This is a genomic window from Undibacterium sp. FT79W, assembly GCF_014284215.1.
GTDB lineage: Bacteria > Pseudomonadota > Gammaproteobacteria > Burkholderiales > Burkholderiaceae_D > Undibacterium > Undibacterium aquatile.
On sequence record NZ_JACOGB010000006.1, the window covers coordinates 96,448 to 114,908 of the forward strand.

Below are 18,461 nucleotides of genomic sequence, written 5' to 3' on the forward strand. Positions count from 1 at the left end.
TGGTGATGTGTAGTGGATGGTGCCAGCAGCGGTAGCTGCGTACACTGGCTTGCAGATGCGATGCGCGTGGAAAATGGCAAAGGTTGCTCAGGCGGCTTGCGTAAAACAAGATACCCGATTGCGGCCTTGCTGTTTGGCGTCGTACATTGCCTGATCGGCGCGGCGCTGAATGGCTGCGATATTGGTTTCGCTGCGTTCGCCGCTGGCGACACCGATGCTGGCGGTGACTTTGATGCGTTGCTGGCCGATTTGCGGCATCAGGGCTTCAATGCCGCTGCGCATGTTTTCGGCCAGTTTGGCTGCGCCGCTTAAATCGGTGTCCGGCAGAAAAACGGAAAATTCTTCGCCACCGATACGGCCAACCGCATCACTTTGCCGGACTGATTCCTGCAGTTGTTTAGCGACAGTTTTCAGCACGATGTCACCAGCTTCATGGCCAAAGGTATCGTTAATTTTTTTGAAGTGGTCGAGATCGACAAACAGCACCGCGAACGGCTGCTGGTGGCGGTTTGCCAGATGAATCAACTGATCGCAGGTCGCATAATATGCGCCCGCGTTCAGCAGATCGGTTAGTGGGTCGTGGCTGGCGATATGACGCAACTGACGGTTAGACTCGCGCATACGGATGAAGTAAGACACCGAGCGCGCACCATAGACATGAAAAAAAGCGCCCAGATACATCAACGCTGCGAGCAAGGTGGCGATCGCATTTGTTGAATAAGGCTGCGGCAAAAATGCATTGCCCACTGCCAGACCAACGATCGTACCTATGGTAATCAACATGCCCGCACGCTGACCAAGCAAAATATAGATGCCCGGAATATTGGTAAAAAACCAGATCACCCGCATTTCATCTTCCGAAACAAAATACAGCGCAGAAACAAACTCCAGCAGGCATAAGCACTCGTATATCCACGCCACCGCCACAAAGCGTTGCGGTTGCCCGCGCAAGACCAGCCAGATCACCAGACTGATGAGCGTAAAACACGTCATCGAAACAACATGGATGGCATCGATATGATTTACCCCGCTGGCGACGCCCGCCAGCAACAGCGCGGTCACCCCGGCACCTGCCAGCAATAAAATGCATAAAAACCGGAATTGAAACGCCCGGTATTCCTCATTTTTAAGGAAATCAATATTGCCGTATAAAAGATGATTCAGTGCATGCATTGACGTTGCGTGATCCGTATTTTGAAGGAGTAACCACTGTCAATGATACGCCTGACACAGACCAAACTGCGCAGATTTCTGTGCGTAGTGGGAGTGTTTGGCAACAACATCTGGTTGCCATTTTCTGACGAAATACCAGCGAAAAAAAACAGAGTGGCAAGTAGAAAAAAGGGTTGCGGAAGGAGGGCGTATGCTACGCTTGCGGTAAGACAGCGCGTGTTAATTCGGCATTAAAAATTGGTCTGCGCTGAAAGCTGTTCACAGTGAATAAATACGTGCAGCAAGATTTTTTTTAACGGAAATCCTTAATGTGGAAAAAGTTCGGAATTTGCACTTTCAATTAGCCTTGCTGTTGGTCGCCTGGCTGTGGTCTTCTTGCTGCTTGTCACAAACGACACTGGTGTCAGTAGAGAGTGTCAAAAAAGCGAATTCGACACTGGTGATTGCGAATAACCGAAGTCGTATTCCTCTGACCTTAAGCCTGAATTTAGTTCGTTCCAGCAACATCGCTTCCAGCGCGAGCTGGCCGATAGTGCGCTATATTGCACCCGGACAAACGCTGGAGTTAGTCGAAATTTCCGCTTTCAATAAGCAGCAGAGATACGAGTTTTTTTATAAATTTAATTATGTGATTGGCTCGCCAGTTGCACAGCATGATCCGACTGCGAAATACAGATTGCCTTTTATTTCAGAGCAGCCCGTCTTCGTCGGTCAGGCACCAGATGGCCCGATTTTTTCTCACAATGCAGTTTCAAATAAAAATGCCATTGATCTCGTTATGCCTATTGGTACGCCGATTGTTGCGGCCAGATCTGGTTACATCGTGGAAAACATAAAACATTTCACAGATAACGGCCAGGCAAAGCCTGAGTTTATGGACAAGGCAAACCTTGTGCGGATTCTTCATGACGATGGCACTTGGGCAGACTATGCGCACCTGAAACAATATTCGTCTCACGTCTCTCCGGGGCAAAGAATCGAAGCTGGCATGGTCATTGGGCTATCGGGGAATAGCGGCTTTTCTACGGAACCACATTTGCATTTCCACTTACAAAAAAATGCAAATGGCACCATCGTTTCTCTGCCAATAGAATTCTGGCATTCAATCAAGGGCAAGATAATACCCCGTTATCACACTTGGCTTGTCCCTGAAAAAAATACTTCAACGACAATCGTGCCTACAAAAAAATTAAAGGAATGTGTAAGAAAAGAAGCGATCATTGACGACGCGGTGTTGAAATGTATGAAGCAAGCTTAATTTTGTGAAATAAGGCTGTAGGCAATGATACGGCGGTCAGAATAGGTCTGCGCTAAAAGCTATTTACGGAAAAAATACGTGCCGCCAGCGATATTTGAACGTTGGTTTTAGGAATGAGAACGGTGCGAGAAATAAAATCACAGCACGCTTTTGATGCGATAACTCGTCAATATCCTAAAAACGAACTCCTAATAAAAATGTGGCTTGCAGGCCGAAAACATGCCACGAGCCGCACAGATATTGCGTAGGGTGCGCCGTGCGTACCAGTGATGGGAAAACGAATGGTTTAAAAATCGAGGATATCCGGTGAAATGTTGCACCCTCGGGATGTATCCATCCTACGCTTGTCGCTTGCTGAGTGTATGCAACATTCAACGAAATATATTCATTACTAAGGATTTGCTCGTTTTGGAAAGCTGAGGTATTGGGAAGTATTTTTTGTCCATCGAAGTGAAGAATAGCCCGCGATCAGTCTGTGGCCTATCCATCTCGGATCAACTAAAGGCTTTAAGTCTTTTTGATTACTCAATAGTAGTGTTCCCATGAAAGCAATCCATTCCTTTTCACTAAGGAGTTTTTGACCATAAACATGAAAAGATCGACCACTATCATAAAATGCAAGTTGGTTGAATATCTCTGAACCAATATAATTTTCTAGCTTATTTAATTGTGCTGTTGCACTTGTCGACATATCTATCATCGGGAAATGTAGCCGGACACTATCCGATGTTAATACATCTGAGTGTATTGCAACCTCGAAATCAACAGGGCATTGATCTATAAATTTTGAAAATTCATGTTCGTCTAAGAATGTTTCTCGGTCTACTAAATAAGTTACTCGTTCATCGACCAAAGACTGCTGCCGATAAAAATAATAACTAGCAGTAATGTGAGTAATGTTGAATTCTCGTTCAATAAAACTCTTTAGAAATTGATAGGGATGATCTTTCGAGAAAATCATAATTGAGTTTTGATACCAGATAAGTTTTGAAAGGTTTGCATGGCAAAATCATCAGTCATTCCTGAAATAAAATCTGTTATTAGATGAGCCCTTAGATTCCATTCAATGAACTGATATTCGTCACTATTGTTAGTCTGATTATCTTTCAATTCTTTGATTGCATGCTTGTATACTTTTATGTGCTTAGGTGGGAATAGGGAAAGCAATTTATTTTCAATGATTATTGCCTTTCCGTTAGCATCTTTTCTGCTTGTATCATTTAAAGCTGCAGTGAATCTTTCTTCGCTGCATGAAAGTAATATTCCAAAATGTTCTAATAAGCCTCGAATGGCTGCGTATCCGGAAAGCTCGATTTGTTGAACCGTATAATGGCTATACACGTTTTTTCTGCAATAATTTTTTAGAACCTCTAATATTTTTCCACCATTGGATTCTTCAGATAGCAAAGACTTACTTTTGCCCGAAAGTATTTCTTCGTGATTTTCTTAGTAATGTTTTACGGCTTGATCAGTCAATAATCGAGATAGGCGTGTTCTAAAATCTACGAAAGTGAAACTATCTCCACAGCCTTCGGTGTTGGCTTCGGAAAGTAATTTGGTAATATCGCATGAATCACGGTTTTCGATATGTTGCTTAGACCACTTAGTGTAAATATCTAGGAAAAGAAATCGTTCGCTAATCAATTCTTTTTCAATTGAGTCTTCTAAATCACTGATGCAATAGGCAATATCGTCCGCAGCCTCCATAACATACGCTAATGGGAAACGATGTGGACCTTCCGTATAATTGAACGTGCTCCAAATTTCCTTTACTAAGTTAGCCTCTGTATCAAAAAAACCGGGTTTCTTGTGAAAAAGCTTAGCTTTGGTTTCTTCATTCGAGTCTTTTGGACTTCTTAGATACTTCAAAAATGCTGCGAGCGTAGTATGTGTTAAGTTTAAGCCAAACTCATCCCGATTCCATTGCAATTTTGTTGCAATTCTTAGTCCTTGGCAGTTACCGTCAAACTCCAAAAAATCGCCCAGTGCGCTTGCAATGTGTGAGTTCTCAGGATCTTTTTGTAAGCCGAGCGAAACAACTAACAAATTTCTACCATTCTGTGAAAACCACTCTTGAATCGCAGCCTCACCAAAATGCCCAAATGGTGGGTTTCCAAGGTCATGCATAAGGCAAGCGGTTTCTACAAAGTTTACAAATGCTCTGCATTCTTCGTCAGTTGCCTTGTTCTCATTTTTGAGCCAAATCGCAATTTGTTCAGATAAAAAACGACCGACTTGAGCGACTTCAAGCGAGTGAGTTAACCTACTCCGAACAGCTGCATTTGATTCCAGTGAGAATACTTGTGCTTTTTGTTGTAAACGCCGGAATGGTGCCGAAAAGACAAGACGGGATCTGTCACTTTCAGATTCGAGAATGATTTTACGATTGGAAATTTCGCTTTCTCTAAAGCGCTTTGTGCTCAATAAAGTTGAGTAATTAGTTTGCTCTGACATTATTTGCCCCAACTATCCTTCAAAGTAGTCACTCGATTAAACACTGGTTTTCCGACTACAGAATCCACGCGATCCGCGACAAAATAGCCGTGGCGTTCAAACTGCAAACGCGTATCGGGTGTCACGTCTTTCATGTCTGGTTCTACATAGGCTTTGACGATTTCTAATGCGTTGGGATTGAGCAGTGCCATGAAGTCTTTGCCGCCCGCATCTGGATTCGCATCGGTGAACAGGCGGTCGTACAGGCGGACTTCGGCTTCTAAGGCATCGGCGGCGTTGACCCAGTGGATATTGCCTTTGACTTTGTAATTGGCGCTGCCTTCGGTGCCGGATTTGCTGTCGGCGAAGTAGTTGCAATGCACAGCAATCACGTTACCGTTTTCATCTTTATCGCAACCGGTGCATTCAACGACGTAGCCGTAACGCAGGCGCACTTTGTTGCCGGGGAACAGGCGGAAGTAGCCTTTGACGGGTTCTTCCATGAAGTCTTCTTGTTCTATCCACAGTTCTTTGCCGATGGTGAATTCGCGGTTTCCGCGTTCCGGGTGGTGCGGGTGAACGGGGGCGCTGCAGGCAATATTTTCGCCTTCGGGGAAGTTGTCGATGATCAGTTTGAGTGGACGCAAGACGGCGGTGGCGCGTGGTGCTTTCGGGTCGAGGTCGTCACGCAGGGCGCCTTCTAAGGTGCTGTAGTCGATCCAGCCATCAGACTTGGAGACGCCGATGCGGTCGCAGAACAGTTGGATCGCTTCGGGTGTGTAGCCGCGACGACGGATGCCGACGATGGTGGGCATGCGTGGGTCGTCCCAACCGCTGACGATGTTTTGCTCTACCAGTTGGCGCAGTTTGCGTTTGCTGGTGACGACGTAGGTTAAGTTCAGGCGCGCGAATTCGTATTGGCGTGGTACGGGTTGTTTGAAGAAGCCGCCTTCGGCTGCGCGGGCGATGATCCAGTCGTAGAACGGACGGTGATCCTGGAATTCCAAAGTACAAATCGAGTGCGTGATGTTTTCGATTGCGTCTTCGAGCGGGTGTGCGTAATCGTACATCGGGTAGATGCACCATTTGTCGCCGGTGTTGTGGTGATGGGCGTGACGGATGCGGTAGATCGCCGGGTCGCGCATATTCATATTCGGTGACGCCATGTCGATTTTGGCGCGCAGGATGTGGGCGCCATCGGCAAATTCACCGGCTTTCATGCGGCGGAATAAATCCAGCGATTCGCTGGCTGTACGATCGCGGAAAGGCGAGTTCACTCCTGGCCGTGAGAAATCACCACGATTCGCCGCCATGTCTTCAGGGCTTTGGCTATCGACGTAGGCATGACCGGCATTGATCAGGTATTCGGCAATCGCGTAGAAAGTGTCGAAATAATTGCTGGCGTAATACAGGTGATTGCCGCCGCCGTTTTGTGCAGAGGCTTGCCAGTCGAACCCCAGCCATTTAACGCTGTCCATGATGGTATCGACGTATTCCTGATCTTCTTTTTCTGGATTGGTATCGTCAAAGCGCAGATGGCAAACGCCGTTGTAATCGCGGGCTAAACCGAAATTCAGGCAGATCGATTTGGCATGGCCGATGTGCAGGTAGCCATTTGGTTCTGGCGGAAAGCGGGTGATGACGGTTGGCATGCCGTCGCGCTTGTAAGTGCCTGCGGCGTTGTCGTTATCGATAATGGCGCGTAAAAAATTGGAAACGGGTGCTGCGGTTTCTGCTGCTGCCTTATTTTTGTTGTCGTTGCTCATAAATTAAACCGATAAAAATGAAATATTGGATACGAGACCGGCGCGCTGGTTCGTTGTCAGGCAGGCAGATGGTAGGTGGTTTTTGGAGAATTGCTTTGCGCAGGCGATGCGCAAGGGACGCCCAACCTCATCTGTGCCCGTGAGCGAACGTGCGCTTCAGTGCTTCCATAATGGGATGACAAGCATTTTACCGTAGCGCAGCACAGAAAGCGCATTTGTTTGAGGGCGGTTTGTTGTGCGGATGCTGGCGCTAATGCTGGTGCCAAGCGTGAGCGCCATTGTATGGCGCACCACTTATAAATGGCTGATGCAGGGTGGATGCAGGTTGGGTGCAGAAACAGAGCCGGGCCGGGGCGCGTTGTGTTGGCTTTGCTGGCAACAATGATGTATCAGTTTTCTTTGTATTCGACGCGGTTTCTGCCATTGTGTTTCGCGGTATACAGAGCGTTATCGGCGCGCCGTATCATTTCTGAAATGTTGTCGGGATGGCGGTGAGCGGCAACGCCAAAGCTGGCGGTGCGTTTGCCTATGGTCTCGAATTCGTAGGCTTCGATCGCAGCACGCAGCTCTTCTGCAACCGCAATCGCGTCTTCTGCGGTGGTTTCGCGGAAGATCACGATGAATTCTTCGCCTCCCCAGCGTCCTACGGCGTCGCTGCTGCGCACGTTTTTTTGCAGGATTTTACCGATGCCGATCAGCACCTGATCACCGACCTGATGGCCATACGTATCGTTGACGGATTTGAATTTATCAACGTCGATAATGGCCAGCGCAAAATTGCTGCCATAACGCTGGCTGCGCAAATGTTCTTCGTCAAGGATGGTTTCTAACTTGAAGCGGTTGTATAAACCTGTCAGGCGGTCGGTATTGGACAGATATTCGAGGTCCTGATTTTTCAGTTCGAGCTGGCGGGTACGTTCACCGACCAGTTTTTCCAGATTGGCATTGACCTCCAGCATTTCATCGTGACTGCGCTGAATCTCAGACGCCATTTTATTAAAGCCATCTTCGAGTTCCTGAATCTCCCCACCGGAATTGGCTAGGATGCGGGTGCTGAATTCGCCCTGTGCCATGCGATGTACGCCGTCAATCAGGCGTGACAGCGGGCGAGTCAGATCATTACTCATACGCAGCGCCAGTACGGACGCAAACGCAGTACCGATGACGCCGATCAGCAGGCTGACAATCGCAAACAGGTTTTTGCTGCGCTGGCTGGATGCGGTACTGAGTTCCAGATAGACGTAGCCCAGCAGCTTGGATTTTTCTGCCCTTTCTTTGGTCGTGCTGTCGAATAAATCAAATGCGTCACCTTCGGTATTGCCCTGATATATCGGCGCGCCGAAAATCAGGCTGCCTTTTCCTTTCGAAATGCGGCCTTCCATGGCTGCTCGCTGGTGTTCTGCGGTGAGCACATCGGGTTTGCCGCTGATGGCAAGGATATGCCTTTCAGTGTCGGTAATAATCACGGCTTGCGAATCATCTTCTTTCATGATCGCCTGCGCCATTGATTGCAAGACTTCGCGATTACCTGAAAACACGCCGTATTCGCAGGCGGGAGCGAGATGACGTGTAATCAGCGCGCCGCGTGCTTTGAGCGCACCATCGATTTCAGTAATACCGACCACGACGACCAGCACCGTCAGCAAGATCATGATGGCCCATACCGGCACCAGGGCGATAAACAGTATGCGTTTTGATAGCTGCCAGTTTTTCATTGCGCCTGCTCCGACGTTTGCCTGAGATGGCGTTGGATTTCAATGTCGGAATCGATGCTGAGACCCAGCGAGCGGGCGACTTGCGGATTCGTATTCACTGAAAAATAGCGTGGATATTGCGGTGCTGGCAGGCTGCTGCCCGAGGACAGGTTGCTGATGATTTCTGCAACCTGTTGGCTGATCTGGGCTGGAGTGCTATACACGGCGGCCAGTGCGCCAGCCTTCACGTAAGAAGAGGAAAAACCGAATAAAGGTACTTGCTGCCGGTAGCTGGTCAATAAAATGCTGGAAATATTATTACGGTTATAGATCTGCGCGTCGGGCACTGCCAGTATTGCATTGCTGTTGCTTAACAGCCGGCGCAATGCGTTCAGCAGTTCTGCATCATCGGTGACAGATTCGATATTCACCGCCAGATCGGCTTCTTTTGCTGCGCTTTGCAGGGCGGAAATGTAGTCGCTCGATTCTCTGCCGAGCAGAATGCCGATTTTGGAGCGCGGCGGCATGGTGGCGCGTATCAGCCGTAATTGTCTGCTCCATGACTGATCCATATAGACCGCTGAAAACCGGCGCTGATCTTGGTTACGGTTGTATTGCTTTGCTGTTTTGATGAAGGTTGCTCTCGGTACCAGGACGTTCAGCACTGGGTTCGTGGCTGGTTTTTGCGCCATTGCCACCATCGCTGGTGTGCCAACGGCAATCACGAGCTGGTTGGCAGTGACACGACTGAATTCATCATTTGCCATATTTTTCAGCAAGAGCAGCCTGACTGTGGTTTTATTTGACGGCTGTAAAAGACTGTTGAGGTGATTTGCGAATTCTTCGTATGCGCCACCTTCATCACTCAGGACGATAGTAATGTTGTCAAGCGTGTAGGCGGAGGCGGTGAGGCCGGAGAACAGCATGAGTGCCCACCCGAGCAGGCAGGCGTAGCACTTGTGGCGCAAATCTCTGCTGATCAGTCGGCGTAGGTGTCCCATGATTTAAAAGTCGACCTTCAGTTTCAGTCTGGTTAAGCGGCCAGGAAACTCGTTGTCGTGACGATATTCAAAATAATGTGCATTCGCAATGTTCTGGACAATCAAGGCGAGCTCGGCCTGATTCCCCGCCATTTTGAACTGATAGGCCAGACGTCCGTCAAAACGGCGATTGCCATCAACGTAATAACCACGATTCATCACGGGATTGAAATCGGTCGCATTGAATTTTGTCTTTGCCACCTGATAAGCAACCAGGCTGCCTTGCCATTGCTCATTAAATTTATGGCTGATTAACAGACTGTGACTGTATTTTGGTAACGAATCGCTGTAAATAACGCCGTTGACGTTGTCACTTTTGACGGTGCCGCCGGATAATCCGTAAATAATACGGGTGGCGTCACCCAGCGGCGCTTTGACCTGCAACTCATAGCCACGCATTAATGCGCGACCGGCATTCAGATCGCCGCTTATCGCAGATTTTTCTTTGCGGACGTCGATCAGCTCATTGTAGTCGTCGTAAAAAATGCGGAAATCGACATCGGCTTTAGCGATTTTCCCCATGTAGCCAATTTCGGTTGATTGGACGCGTTCTGTTTGCAATGGTGGCAAGCTGGGGTACATATCTGCACCGCGCCAGTAGCTCTCATAGACCTTTTCATATACCGATGGTGAACGGGTTGCGCGCGAATGACTGATTCTGAATGTGTGTTCCGGCGTGACATGCCAGTTGAGTGCAATCCTCGGTGTGACGTCGCTACCGGTGTAGGTATTGTGTTCCGCCATCGCCCCCGCATTCAGCACCAGATCAGGACGGATTCGCCATTCCAGATTGCCGAATAATCTTTGCAGATGGTAAGGAAAATCACCGTAAAGATAGCGATTGTCACCGACTCCCAGATAATACGGAGCATAGGTACTGTCGTAGCGTACACTGCCGCCCCATACCAGGCGGGTATTTTTAAACGGTGAAAATGTGTGTTGCGCTTCCAGATCAAAGCGGCTGAATCTCGCGTCGCCATCACTGATACCATCGGAATCGATCAGCCTGGCGTTGACTCTTTCCTGGGTATGAAATGCTTTCAGACTTAATTCTCCGCCCGATTCAAGAGCGCGGCGCCAGTAGAGCATTTCAAAATGATTTTCAGCCCGGCGCGTGACGGCGGAGACGTTGTCATATTCGCCGACCTCGCGCGGGCCGCCATTGTAGCCAAACTGAAATTCCAGCGTGTCGCTGGCATTGATCTGGTAATCCGTACGCAGATTAAAAATCTGCATCGTTTTATTATCGTATTTATTCAGTGTCCAGTATTTATCCTGCGAGGTCGGATGCTGGATAAATGTGTTTTCCCCGTCATCCTTGCGTATGCTTGCCGTCAGCCGGTAGCTGAGATCACCACTTTTTGCTCCATAGCGAAATACGCCTTCCGAGCGGCTGTTGCCATACGAGAAAGAGGCGGATGCTCCGCGGGATTCTGCCGCATGCTGAGTAATGATATTAATAACACCTAGATAAGAGTTTGCACCATAGCTTGCTGAATCCGGGCCGCGTATCACCTCTATGCGCTCAATATCGGCCAGAACGATAGGTAAATCGCTCCAGTTAACCCCGCCAAACAAGCCCGAGTAGACTGAGCGGCCATCAATCAGCACCTGCATGCGATCAGATGTTGTTGTTGTCACCATGCCGTGATAGGCAACGGTGCTGTCTGCAGAGAAATACGGATCAGCATGGTAGGCCACATACATGCCAGGAACCAGCCGGAAGATTTCGGACAGATCCCACGCGCCGGAGTCTTTGATCATTTGCTTATCAATGACTGTGACTGCTGCGGGTGCTTCGTTGATAGGCTGCGACAAACGTGATGCTGACAAAACGACGGGAATATCGTCCAGAAAAAGAGATTCCCCTCTTTCTGCCGATTCCTCTAAAAATGCGGCGTGCGCGTTCAGGTGAGGAAAAAGAAGCAGTACAGCAAATAAACGTCTGTATTTGCGGGTTGATACTCGACGCGAAAATACCGCATTCGGCATGCTAAAAACGGTTGGCAAAATAGGCTCCGGAAGGCGTCAATACTTGTTTTGAGCTTAACACAGCACTTACGAACGGCTGTCGTACCAATGCAACTTTGCGAACAATCTGGGGGTGTTTTTTCGTAAAACTATGCAATGGTCTTTCTTGCTGGAAAATTTCTTTGCCTGGTCGATGAAAGAGTGCCTGATCTGATGTTGTTTCGTCATCGTCATCAGTGAGCTGATTCCGGTTTGTCGTAAAGTTGATGTACAGAACTGGGCTCGCGGTAGAATAGCGGGATGACTACAGAATTAACACTTTCTCCAGAAGCGAACGCTCAAGCAACATCCGCTGCGCCATCTGATCCAAAATTTGTCCATTTACGTATCCACTCTGAATATTCGATTGTGGATGGTCTGGTACGTATCGATGACGTGATTAAGGCCGCAGCCAAAGACATGCAGCCAGCGATGGCAATTACCGATCTGGCAAACTTATTTGCCATGGTTAAATTTTATAAGGCAGCGCGAGGTAAGGGAATTAAACCGATTGCTGGTTGTGATGCCTGGATTACCAATGAAATTGACCGTGACAAGCCGACACGTCTGATGTTGCTGGTCAAAAATCGTAAAGGTTATTTGCAACTGTGCGAACTGTTGGCGCAGGCCTGGCTGACGAATCAGAACAAAGGGCGGGCTGAAATTCGCTTTGAGTGGCTGCAGAAATTGCATGAGCAGGGGCAGGGCGGAGGCTTGATCGCCTTGTCCGGGGCTCATTTTGGTGATGTGGGCGTCGCCATTGACAACGGCAATCTGACATTGGCCGAGGAGCATGCACGTCGATGGGAAAGTATTTTTCCTGACCATTTCTATATCGAAATACAACGTGCTGGCCAGGCCAACATGGAAAATCATGTGCGGCAAGCGGTGGCTCTGGCAAAGAAATTACGACTGCCGGTGGTGGCGACGCATCCGGTGCAGTTCCTGAGCAAAGATGATTACATGGCGCATGAAGCGCGGGTCTGCATCGCGGAAGGAGACATGCTTGCGAATGGTAAGCGTGTGCGTCGCTTCAACGACCAGCAATGCTTTAAGACGCAGGCTGAAATGCAGGCGCTGTTTGCCGATATGCCGGCGGTTTTGCAAAATTCCGTGGAAATTGCCAAACGCTGCAATCTGACGCTGGAACTAGGTAAACCTAAATTGCCAGATTTCCCTACCCCTGATGGTATGGATATTAATGAGTTTCTGGTGCATGAGGCGAAGCGCGGGCTGGAATTCCGCCTTCAGCATCTGTTTCCAAATGAAGAAAAACGCGAGAAAGAGCGTGCCCGTTACGAAGCCCGCCTCAAATTTGAGACCGATACCATCGTCAAGATGGGTTTTCCGGGCTACTTCCTGATTGTTGCCGACTTTATTCAGTGGGCAAAAAATAATGGCGTTCCCGTTGGCCCTGGTCGCGGTTCCGGTGCCGGTTCGCTGGTCGCATATTCACTGCTGATTACCGATCTTGATCCGCTCCAATACAATTTGCTGTTCGAGCGTTTCTTAAATCCTGAGCGGGTATCGATGCCCGACTTTGATATTGACTTTTGTCAGGAAGGCCGAGACCGCGTCATTCAATACGTGAAAGACCGTTACGGCAAAGAAGCGGTGTCGCAGATCGCTACCTTCGGAACGATGGCGGCAAAAGGAGCAATTCGCGACGTGGGGCGTGTACTCGATTTTGGCTATATGTTTTGCGATGGTGTATCGAAACTGATTCCGTTCAAGCCAGGTAAGCAGGTGACGATTGCGGAAGCGATTATCGAAGAACCTTTACTGGCCGAGCGTCAGGAAAACGAAGAAGAAGTCAAAACTCTGCTCGATCTGGCGCAGCAAGTCGAAGGCATTACCCGCAATATCGGTATGCATGCCGGTGGTGTGTTGATTGCTCCCGGTAAGCTGACGGATTTCTGTCCGCTTTACACTCAGGGAGGGGATTCCGGCGTGGTGTCGCAATACGATAAAGATGACGTTGAAGCCGTTGGCTTGGTGAAATTCGACTTTTTGGGTTTGACGACGCTGACAATTCTTGATCGGGCGGTGCGCTATATCAAAATGCTGGATCCTTCGATGGCAGATTTTGATCTGGCGAAATTGCCGCTGGATGACAGAGCATCATATGAGTTACTGACCAAAGCGAAAACCGTCGCCGTGTTCCAGTTGGAAAGCCGTGGCATGCAAGGCATGTTGAAAGACGCACGTCCCGATCGCTTTGAAGACATTATCGCGCTGGTGGCTTTGTATCGTCCGGGTCCTATGGATCTGATTCCGGACTTCTGTAAGCGTAAGCACGGCGAGAAGTTTGACTATCCCGATCCGCGTACCGAAGGCATTTTGTCTGAAACCTACGGCATTATGGTGTATCAGGAGCAGGTGATGCAGATGGCGCAGGTGGTCGGTGGTTATTCACTCGGCGGTGCGGATTTGCTGCGCCGTGCGATGGGTAAAAAGAAAGCTGAAGAGATGGCCGAACATCGCCAGATTTTCCGCGATGGCGCAGCTAAAGATGGCTTGCCGCAAGAAAAAGCCGACGAAATCTTCGACTTGATGGAAAAATTCGCGGGCTATGGTTTTAATAAATCCCATGCTGCCGCCTATGCGCTGTTGTCGTATCACACCGCTTACCTGAAGGCTCATCACCCGGCTGCGTTTATGGCAGCCAATATGTCGCTCGCCATGGACGATACAGACAAGGTGAAAATCTTAGTCGAAGACGCGATGGATATCTGTAAGCTGAAAATGCTGCCACCGGATATCAATCAATCGGATTACCGTTTTATGCCAGTCGGTGAACCCGGCAAGAAATCGACGCAGATACGTTACGGTCTGGGCGCGGTCAAAGGCTCGGGGCAGAATGCGATAGAGAACATCATGGCGGTACGCGCTGCCGGTGGTCCGTTCAAAGATTTGTTCGATTTCTGTAAGCGGGTCGATAAACGACAGGTGAATCGCCGTACGATAGAGTCGTTGATTCGTGCCGGTGCGATGGACTGTCTGGGAAAAGATAGAGCCGTGTTGTTAGCCACGGTATCACTGGCGATAGAGGCCGCGGATCAGGCAGAGGCTGCGGCAAATCAGGTCAGCCTGTTCGGTGACGATGATGATCTGATTCCACCACCGGAATACATTGATGTTCCTGTCTGGTCTGACAAAAAGCGTTTAACAGAAGAAAAACTGGCACTGGGATTTTATTTATCCGGCCATTTGTTCGATTCGTATGCGCCGGAAGTGCGTCAGTTCATCAAGACGACGTTAGCGAAAGTTGAGCCTTCGCGTGATTTACGCCTGATCTGCGGCATCATTACCGGTGTCCGCACGCAGATGACGCAGCGTGGCAAGTTGCTGATCGTGACGCTGGATGACAGTACAGCCGTGGTCGAAGTCACTGTCTACAGCGAGATCATGGAAGAGTTCAAATCCTTGTTTAAGGAAGATGAATTTCTGGCTGTGCTGGGCAAAGTCTCGGAAGATCGCTTCTCAGGTGGCTTGCGGATTTCGGCAGAAAAAGTCATGGATATCGGTCGGGCAAGGGTGCAGTTTTCTCAGGGCTTACGTCTGACTTTACAAGCCAGTACCGATACCAAAAAACTGCAGGAATTGTTGAAGCCGCATCTGAACGCGGATGGCTGCCCGGTATTGATCAGCTATCAGAATGCGGAGGCGAGTGCCGAATTGTATTTATCCGATCAATGGCGCGTGAATCCTGACGATAATTTACGTCTGAGTCTGGGTGAATGGTTGTCTCCGAAAAATGTCACGATCGAATACGCCTGATTTCATGCCGACTGATAATCTCCTTACCGCTGCTGCCAGTGTCATTCCAGCCGCACATCTGAGCGTGCCGCTGGAACGACAATGGCGTCAGCGATTGCCTGAGCAGATACTGATGTGTCTGCCGCTGACTCTGTTTTTTCCGGTCGGTGTGATGTATGCCGGTATCTTTTTTTTCTATCTCGCACTGATCCTGTCGGGACAAGCATCACGCAAACTGGATAACATCCGGCAGAGCCCACTGTTGATGCCGGTGCTGCTGCTGACGGCAGTCAGTGTCGTCATCGCACTGACGCAACAGCGGCCAGCCGAGATGGGAAAAGAGTTCTGGCCCGCGCTGATGCATTACCAGACTTATCTGTTGCTGCTGCCGTTTCTGGCGCTTGATGCGGGAGACTGGCAGCGTAAAGCGGTATCAGTTTTTTTTGCCGGTGCCGTGATGGCTTCGACCTTATTCGTTGCGAATTTCTTTCATGTCTTGCCGGATAACACGCTGTTCCATAGCTATGTTTTGTATCAGGGAAATAAATCCATTTTGCTCGGCGTCTTGTTAGCGATCGCGGCGGGGTGGATGCTGCATGAACTGCGTTTGCGACAAAATCATTATCTGTTGCGCATTCTGGCGTTGCTGTATGTGGTGGCGGCCTTGGTGTTGCTGTCAAAGACGCGCACCGCGAGCCTGATGTTTTTCCTGATGGGCGGCCTGATCTTGTTGCGCAATCTACGATGGAATTTACGCAGCCTGTTGTTACCGTTGGTGTTGTTAGTCACCATCGCAGCTTGCTTGAAATATGTTGCAGACTTGCCGCGTCCGGCGAGTTGCGTTGTGAGTCAGGTGCAACTGCCACCATGGGATATCGCCAAATTACGTGCCGTTTGCACAATACAACAAGCGAACGATTTTGCGCATGGAAAAAAATCATCAGATGATGACGGCATGCGTGCTGAGATTTACCGGATTACCACAGGCATGATTGCGGAAAAACCGTGGAGTGGACACGGCATTGCATCGTGGATGCCGAATTACCGGCAGCGCTCACAAGGTTTGAGCAGTAACGGTATGACGACGCCGCATAATGACTACTTGCTGTATGCAACAGAGTTAGGCATGGCGGGCGTCGCGGCCTTGCTGTGGATCTGGTTCAGTCAGTTCGGAATCGCCAGAAGAATGGCGCTCAGTAAAGATAATTCAACGAAAGACAAAGCTATGCTGCTGAGCATGTTAACCTTGGCGATGATGACAGGGGCGATGTTCAATGCGATATTGCGCGATGCGGTGTTCGGTATGGCATTCATGATTCTGCTGGCGATTCCACTTGCCGGTTTGCGTCAGAATATGCTCAGAGATAAAGCGAATCAGGCCTGAAGCAAATGGTGGCGGTTGCATTGTGGCGATAGGCTTGAATGCACAAGTTGTGCAGGAATAGTTTTTATGGGGAATATTTCAGAATTAAAAAACAATCCCCTATATCTGCTGCGCCTGACAGGTCAAAAATGCCTGAAGACCCGCATAAAATATAAGACATTATAAAAATATGAGTTTGATTAATAAAGAAACGATCACAGTATTTCAGCGGCTATGGATATCGGTACAGGCATATCGCTCGCGGATTTTGCTGGCATTGCTGACGATGCTGGGCACCGCGGCGACCGAGGTCATGTTTCCGAAAGTGCTGGGTTATCTGCTCGATCACGGCTTTAAAGGTGAACAATCGCATATGGCTTTATGGAAAATTCCGGTCGCGATTATCGGTATTTTTCTGGTGCGCGGCTTGTGTACCTTTACGACCAGTTATCTGATGAGCTGGATTTCCACCAAATTGCTGAACGAATTACGCGCCAAAATTTTTGATCGCATACTGAACGTGCCGGTCAGTTTTTATCAGGCAGAATCCAGTAGCCGCATCATCAACACTATCATGTTTGAAGCGCAACAGATTGTGGAAATGCTGAAAGTCTCGATGACGACACTGTTCCGCGATTCGTTGACGGTGCTGGTGCTGTTGCTGGCCTTATTGTGGCGCAACTGGCAACTGACTATCGTCGCGTTGGTGCTGATCCCGGTTATGGCGGTACTGGTACGCGGCGTCAGCAAGCGCTTGCGTAAGCTGAATCAGAATCAGCTGAGTGTGAATAATGAACTGACGCAAGTGATAGAAGAGGCGACCCGTGCGAATCAGGTGATCCGCATTTTTGGCGGTCAGCAATACGAGCAACAGCGTTTTGAAGATAAAAATGAAAAACTCCGTGGTTATGCGATGCGTACCACGGTGGCGGTGGCTTCCACCACGCCGTTGACGCAGTTGGCAGCTGCTTTTGCTGTCGCTGTGGTGATTATGATCGCGGTGTCGCAGGCTGCTGCAAATCAGACCACGGCTGGTAATTTTGCAGAATTTTTCACCCTGATGCTGCTGTTACTGACGCCACTGAAACGTCTGGCGGATTTGAATGGTCCCATGCAGCGCGGGCTTGCCGCATCTGAATCGGTGTTTGGTCTGATTGATACTCCGCCGGAAACAGACAGTGGTGAAAACCTGATGGCGCGCGCGCAAGGAAAACTGGAATTCGTGGCGACCAGTTTTGCTTACCCCGGACAAGAACAGCGCGCCTTGAACGATATCAACCTCAGCATACAACCGGGCGAAACCATTGCGCTGGTTGGCATGTCGGGCGGTGGCAAGACTTCGCTCGTGAATCTGGTGCCGCGTTTTTATACGCCTGTGAGTGGCGATATTTTGCTGGATGGACGTTCACTGAGCGCAATCTCGCTCACCAGCCTGCGCCAGCAAATAGCGATGGTGAGTCAGAATGTGGTGCTGTTTGATGATACTGTCGCTGCCAATATTGCGTATGGTGATCCGCAGCCCGATCCGGCGCGCATTGCTGCTGCGGTACAGGCGGCACATCTGAATGATGTCGTGCGTGATTTGCCGGATGGCTTGAACACCACTATCGGTGATAACGGCAATCGCTTATCCGGCGGTCAGCGTCAGCGTCTCGCAATTGCCAGGGCAATCTATAAAGATGCGCCTATCCTGATTCTTGATGAAGCGACTTCTGCACTCGACAGCGAATCCGAGCGTGCTGTGCAGGAAGCACTGGATGAACTGATGCAAGGGCGGACGACGCTGGTGATTGCACACCGGCTTTCCACAATTGAGCGCGCGAGCCGGATTGTGGTGCTGGTGGACGGACGGATTGCCGAGACCGGTACGCATACAGAACTGTTGACCAGAGACGGCGTGTATGCAAACCTGTATCGTTTGCAATTTGCAGATTAAACCAGATGACACGGTTGCTGCAGCAGCAT

The 18,461-nt window shown here is 49.4% G+C and carries 12 protein-coding genes; 4 read left to right on the forward strand and 8 right to left on the reverse strand.

Features of this window, described 5'->3' with window-relative positions; translation table 11 throughout:
- Window positions 1-87: 87 nt before the first annotated feature.
- Complete coding sequence (locus tag H8K38_RS11915; RefSeq protein ID WP_186885057.1) at window positions 88-1,173, reverse strand: GGDEF domain-containing protein; 1,086 nt, start codon at window positions 1,171-1,173, stop codon at window positions 88-90.
- Window positions 1,174-1,483: 310 nt separating this feature from the next.
- On the opposite strand from H8K38_RS11915, the gene H8K38_RS18700 reads away from it, so the two are divergent.
- Complete coding sequence (locus H8K38_RS18700) at window positions 1,484-2,431, forward strand: M23 family metallopeptidase (protein ID WP_186885058.1); 948 nt, start codon at window positions 1,484-1,486, stop codon at window positions 2,429-2,431.
- Between the two features lie 391 nt (window positions 2,432-2,822).
- On the opposite strand, the gene H8K38_RS11925 is transcribed toward H8K38_RS18700, so the two are convergent.
- The 7 genes from H8K38_RS11925 to H8K38_RS11950 all read right to left on the reverse strand — a co-directional run bounded on the left by H8K38_RS11925 (window position 2,823) and on the right by H8K38_RS11950 (window position 11,374).
- Window positions 2,823-3,392 (reverse strand): hypothetical protein, encoded by a 570-nt coding sequence (locus H8K38_RS11925; protein WP_186885059.1) that lies wholly within the window; start codon window positions 3,390-3,392, stop codon window positions 2,823-2,825.
- Window positions 3,389-3,838, reverse strand: a complete 450-nt coding sequence (locus H8K38_RS18470) for a hypothetical protein (protein WP_255422943.1) — start codon at window positions 3,836-3,838, stop codon at window positions 3,389-3,391. The genes H8K38_RS11925 and H8K38_RS18470 overlap by 4 nt, the downstream gene beginning before the upstream one ends.
- A 39-nt stretch (window positions 3,839-3,877) precedes the next feature.
- Window positions 3,878-4,885, reverse strand: a complete 1,008-nt coding sequence (dgt, locus tag H8K38_RS11930; RefSeq protein ID WP_255422944.1) for a dGTP triphosphohydrolase — start codon at window positions 4,883-4,885, stop codon at window positions 3,878-3,880.
- Complete coding sequence (locus tag H8K38_RS11935; protein WP_186885060.1) at window positions 4,885-6,630, reverse strand: glutamine--tRNA ligase/YqeY domain fusion protein; 1,746 nt, start codon at window positions 6,628-6,630, stop codon at window positions 4,885-4,887. The genes dgt and H8K38_RS11935 overlap by 1 nt, the downstream gene beginning before the upstream one ends.
- A gap of 389 nt (window positions 6,631-7,019) precedes the next feature.
- Window positions 7,020-8,345 carry a GGDEF domain-containing protein gene (locus H8K38_RS11940; protein WP_186885061.1) on the reverse strand — a complete coding sequence of 442 codons (1,326 nt, stop codon included), beginning with the start codon at window positions 8,343-8,345 and terminating at the stop codon, window positions 7,020-7,022.
- Window positions 8,342-9,250: an ABC transporter substrate-binding protein gene (locus tag H8K38_RS11945; RefSeq protein WP_186885062.1), complete on the reverse strand. Its 909-nt coding sequence runs from the start codon at window positions 9,248-9,250 to the stop codon at window positions 8,342-8,344. The genes H8K38_RS11940 and H8K38_RS11945 overlap by 4 nt, the downstream gene beginning before the upstream one ends.
- A 78-nt stretch (window positions 9,251-9,328) precedes the next feature.
- A complete protein-coding gene (locus H8K38_RS11950; protein ID WP_186885063.1) occupies window positions 9,329-11,374 on the reverse strand; it encodes a TonB-dependent siderophore receptor in 2,046 nt (681 codons plus the stop codon).
- Between the two features lie 261 nt (window positions 11,375-11,635).
- Here H8K38_RS11950 and dnaE point away from each other — a divergent pair, with 261 nt between their 5' ends.
- From dnaE to msbA, 3 genes are all read left to right on the forward strand, one after another.
- On the forward strand, window positions 11,636-15,154 hold the full coding sequence (gene dnaE / locus H8K38_RS11955) for a DNA polymerase III subunit alpha (protein WP_186885064.1): 3,519 nt from the start codon (window positions 11,636-11,638) through the stop codon (window positions 15,152-15,154).
- Complete coding sequence (locus H8K38_RS11960; RefSeq protein WP_222610837.1) at window positions 15,132-16,517, forward strand: O-antigen ligase; 1,386 nt, start codon at window positions 15,132-15,134, stop codon at window positions 16,515-16,517. The genes dnaE and H8K38_RS11960 overlap by 23 nt, the downstream gene beginning before the upstream one ends.
- 169 nt (window positions 16,518-16,686) lie before the next feature.
- Window positions 16,687-18,432 (forward strand): lipid A export permease/ATP-binding protein MsbA, encoded by a 1,746-nt coding sequence (gene msbA / locus H8K38_RS11965; protein WP_186885066.1) that lies wholly within the window; start codon window positions 16,687-16,689, stop codon window positions 18,430-18,432.
- Window positions 18,433-18,461: the final 29 nt, after the last annotated feature.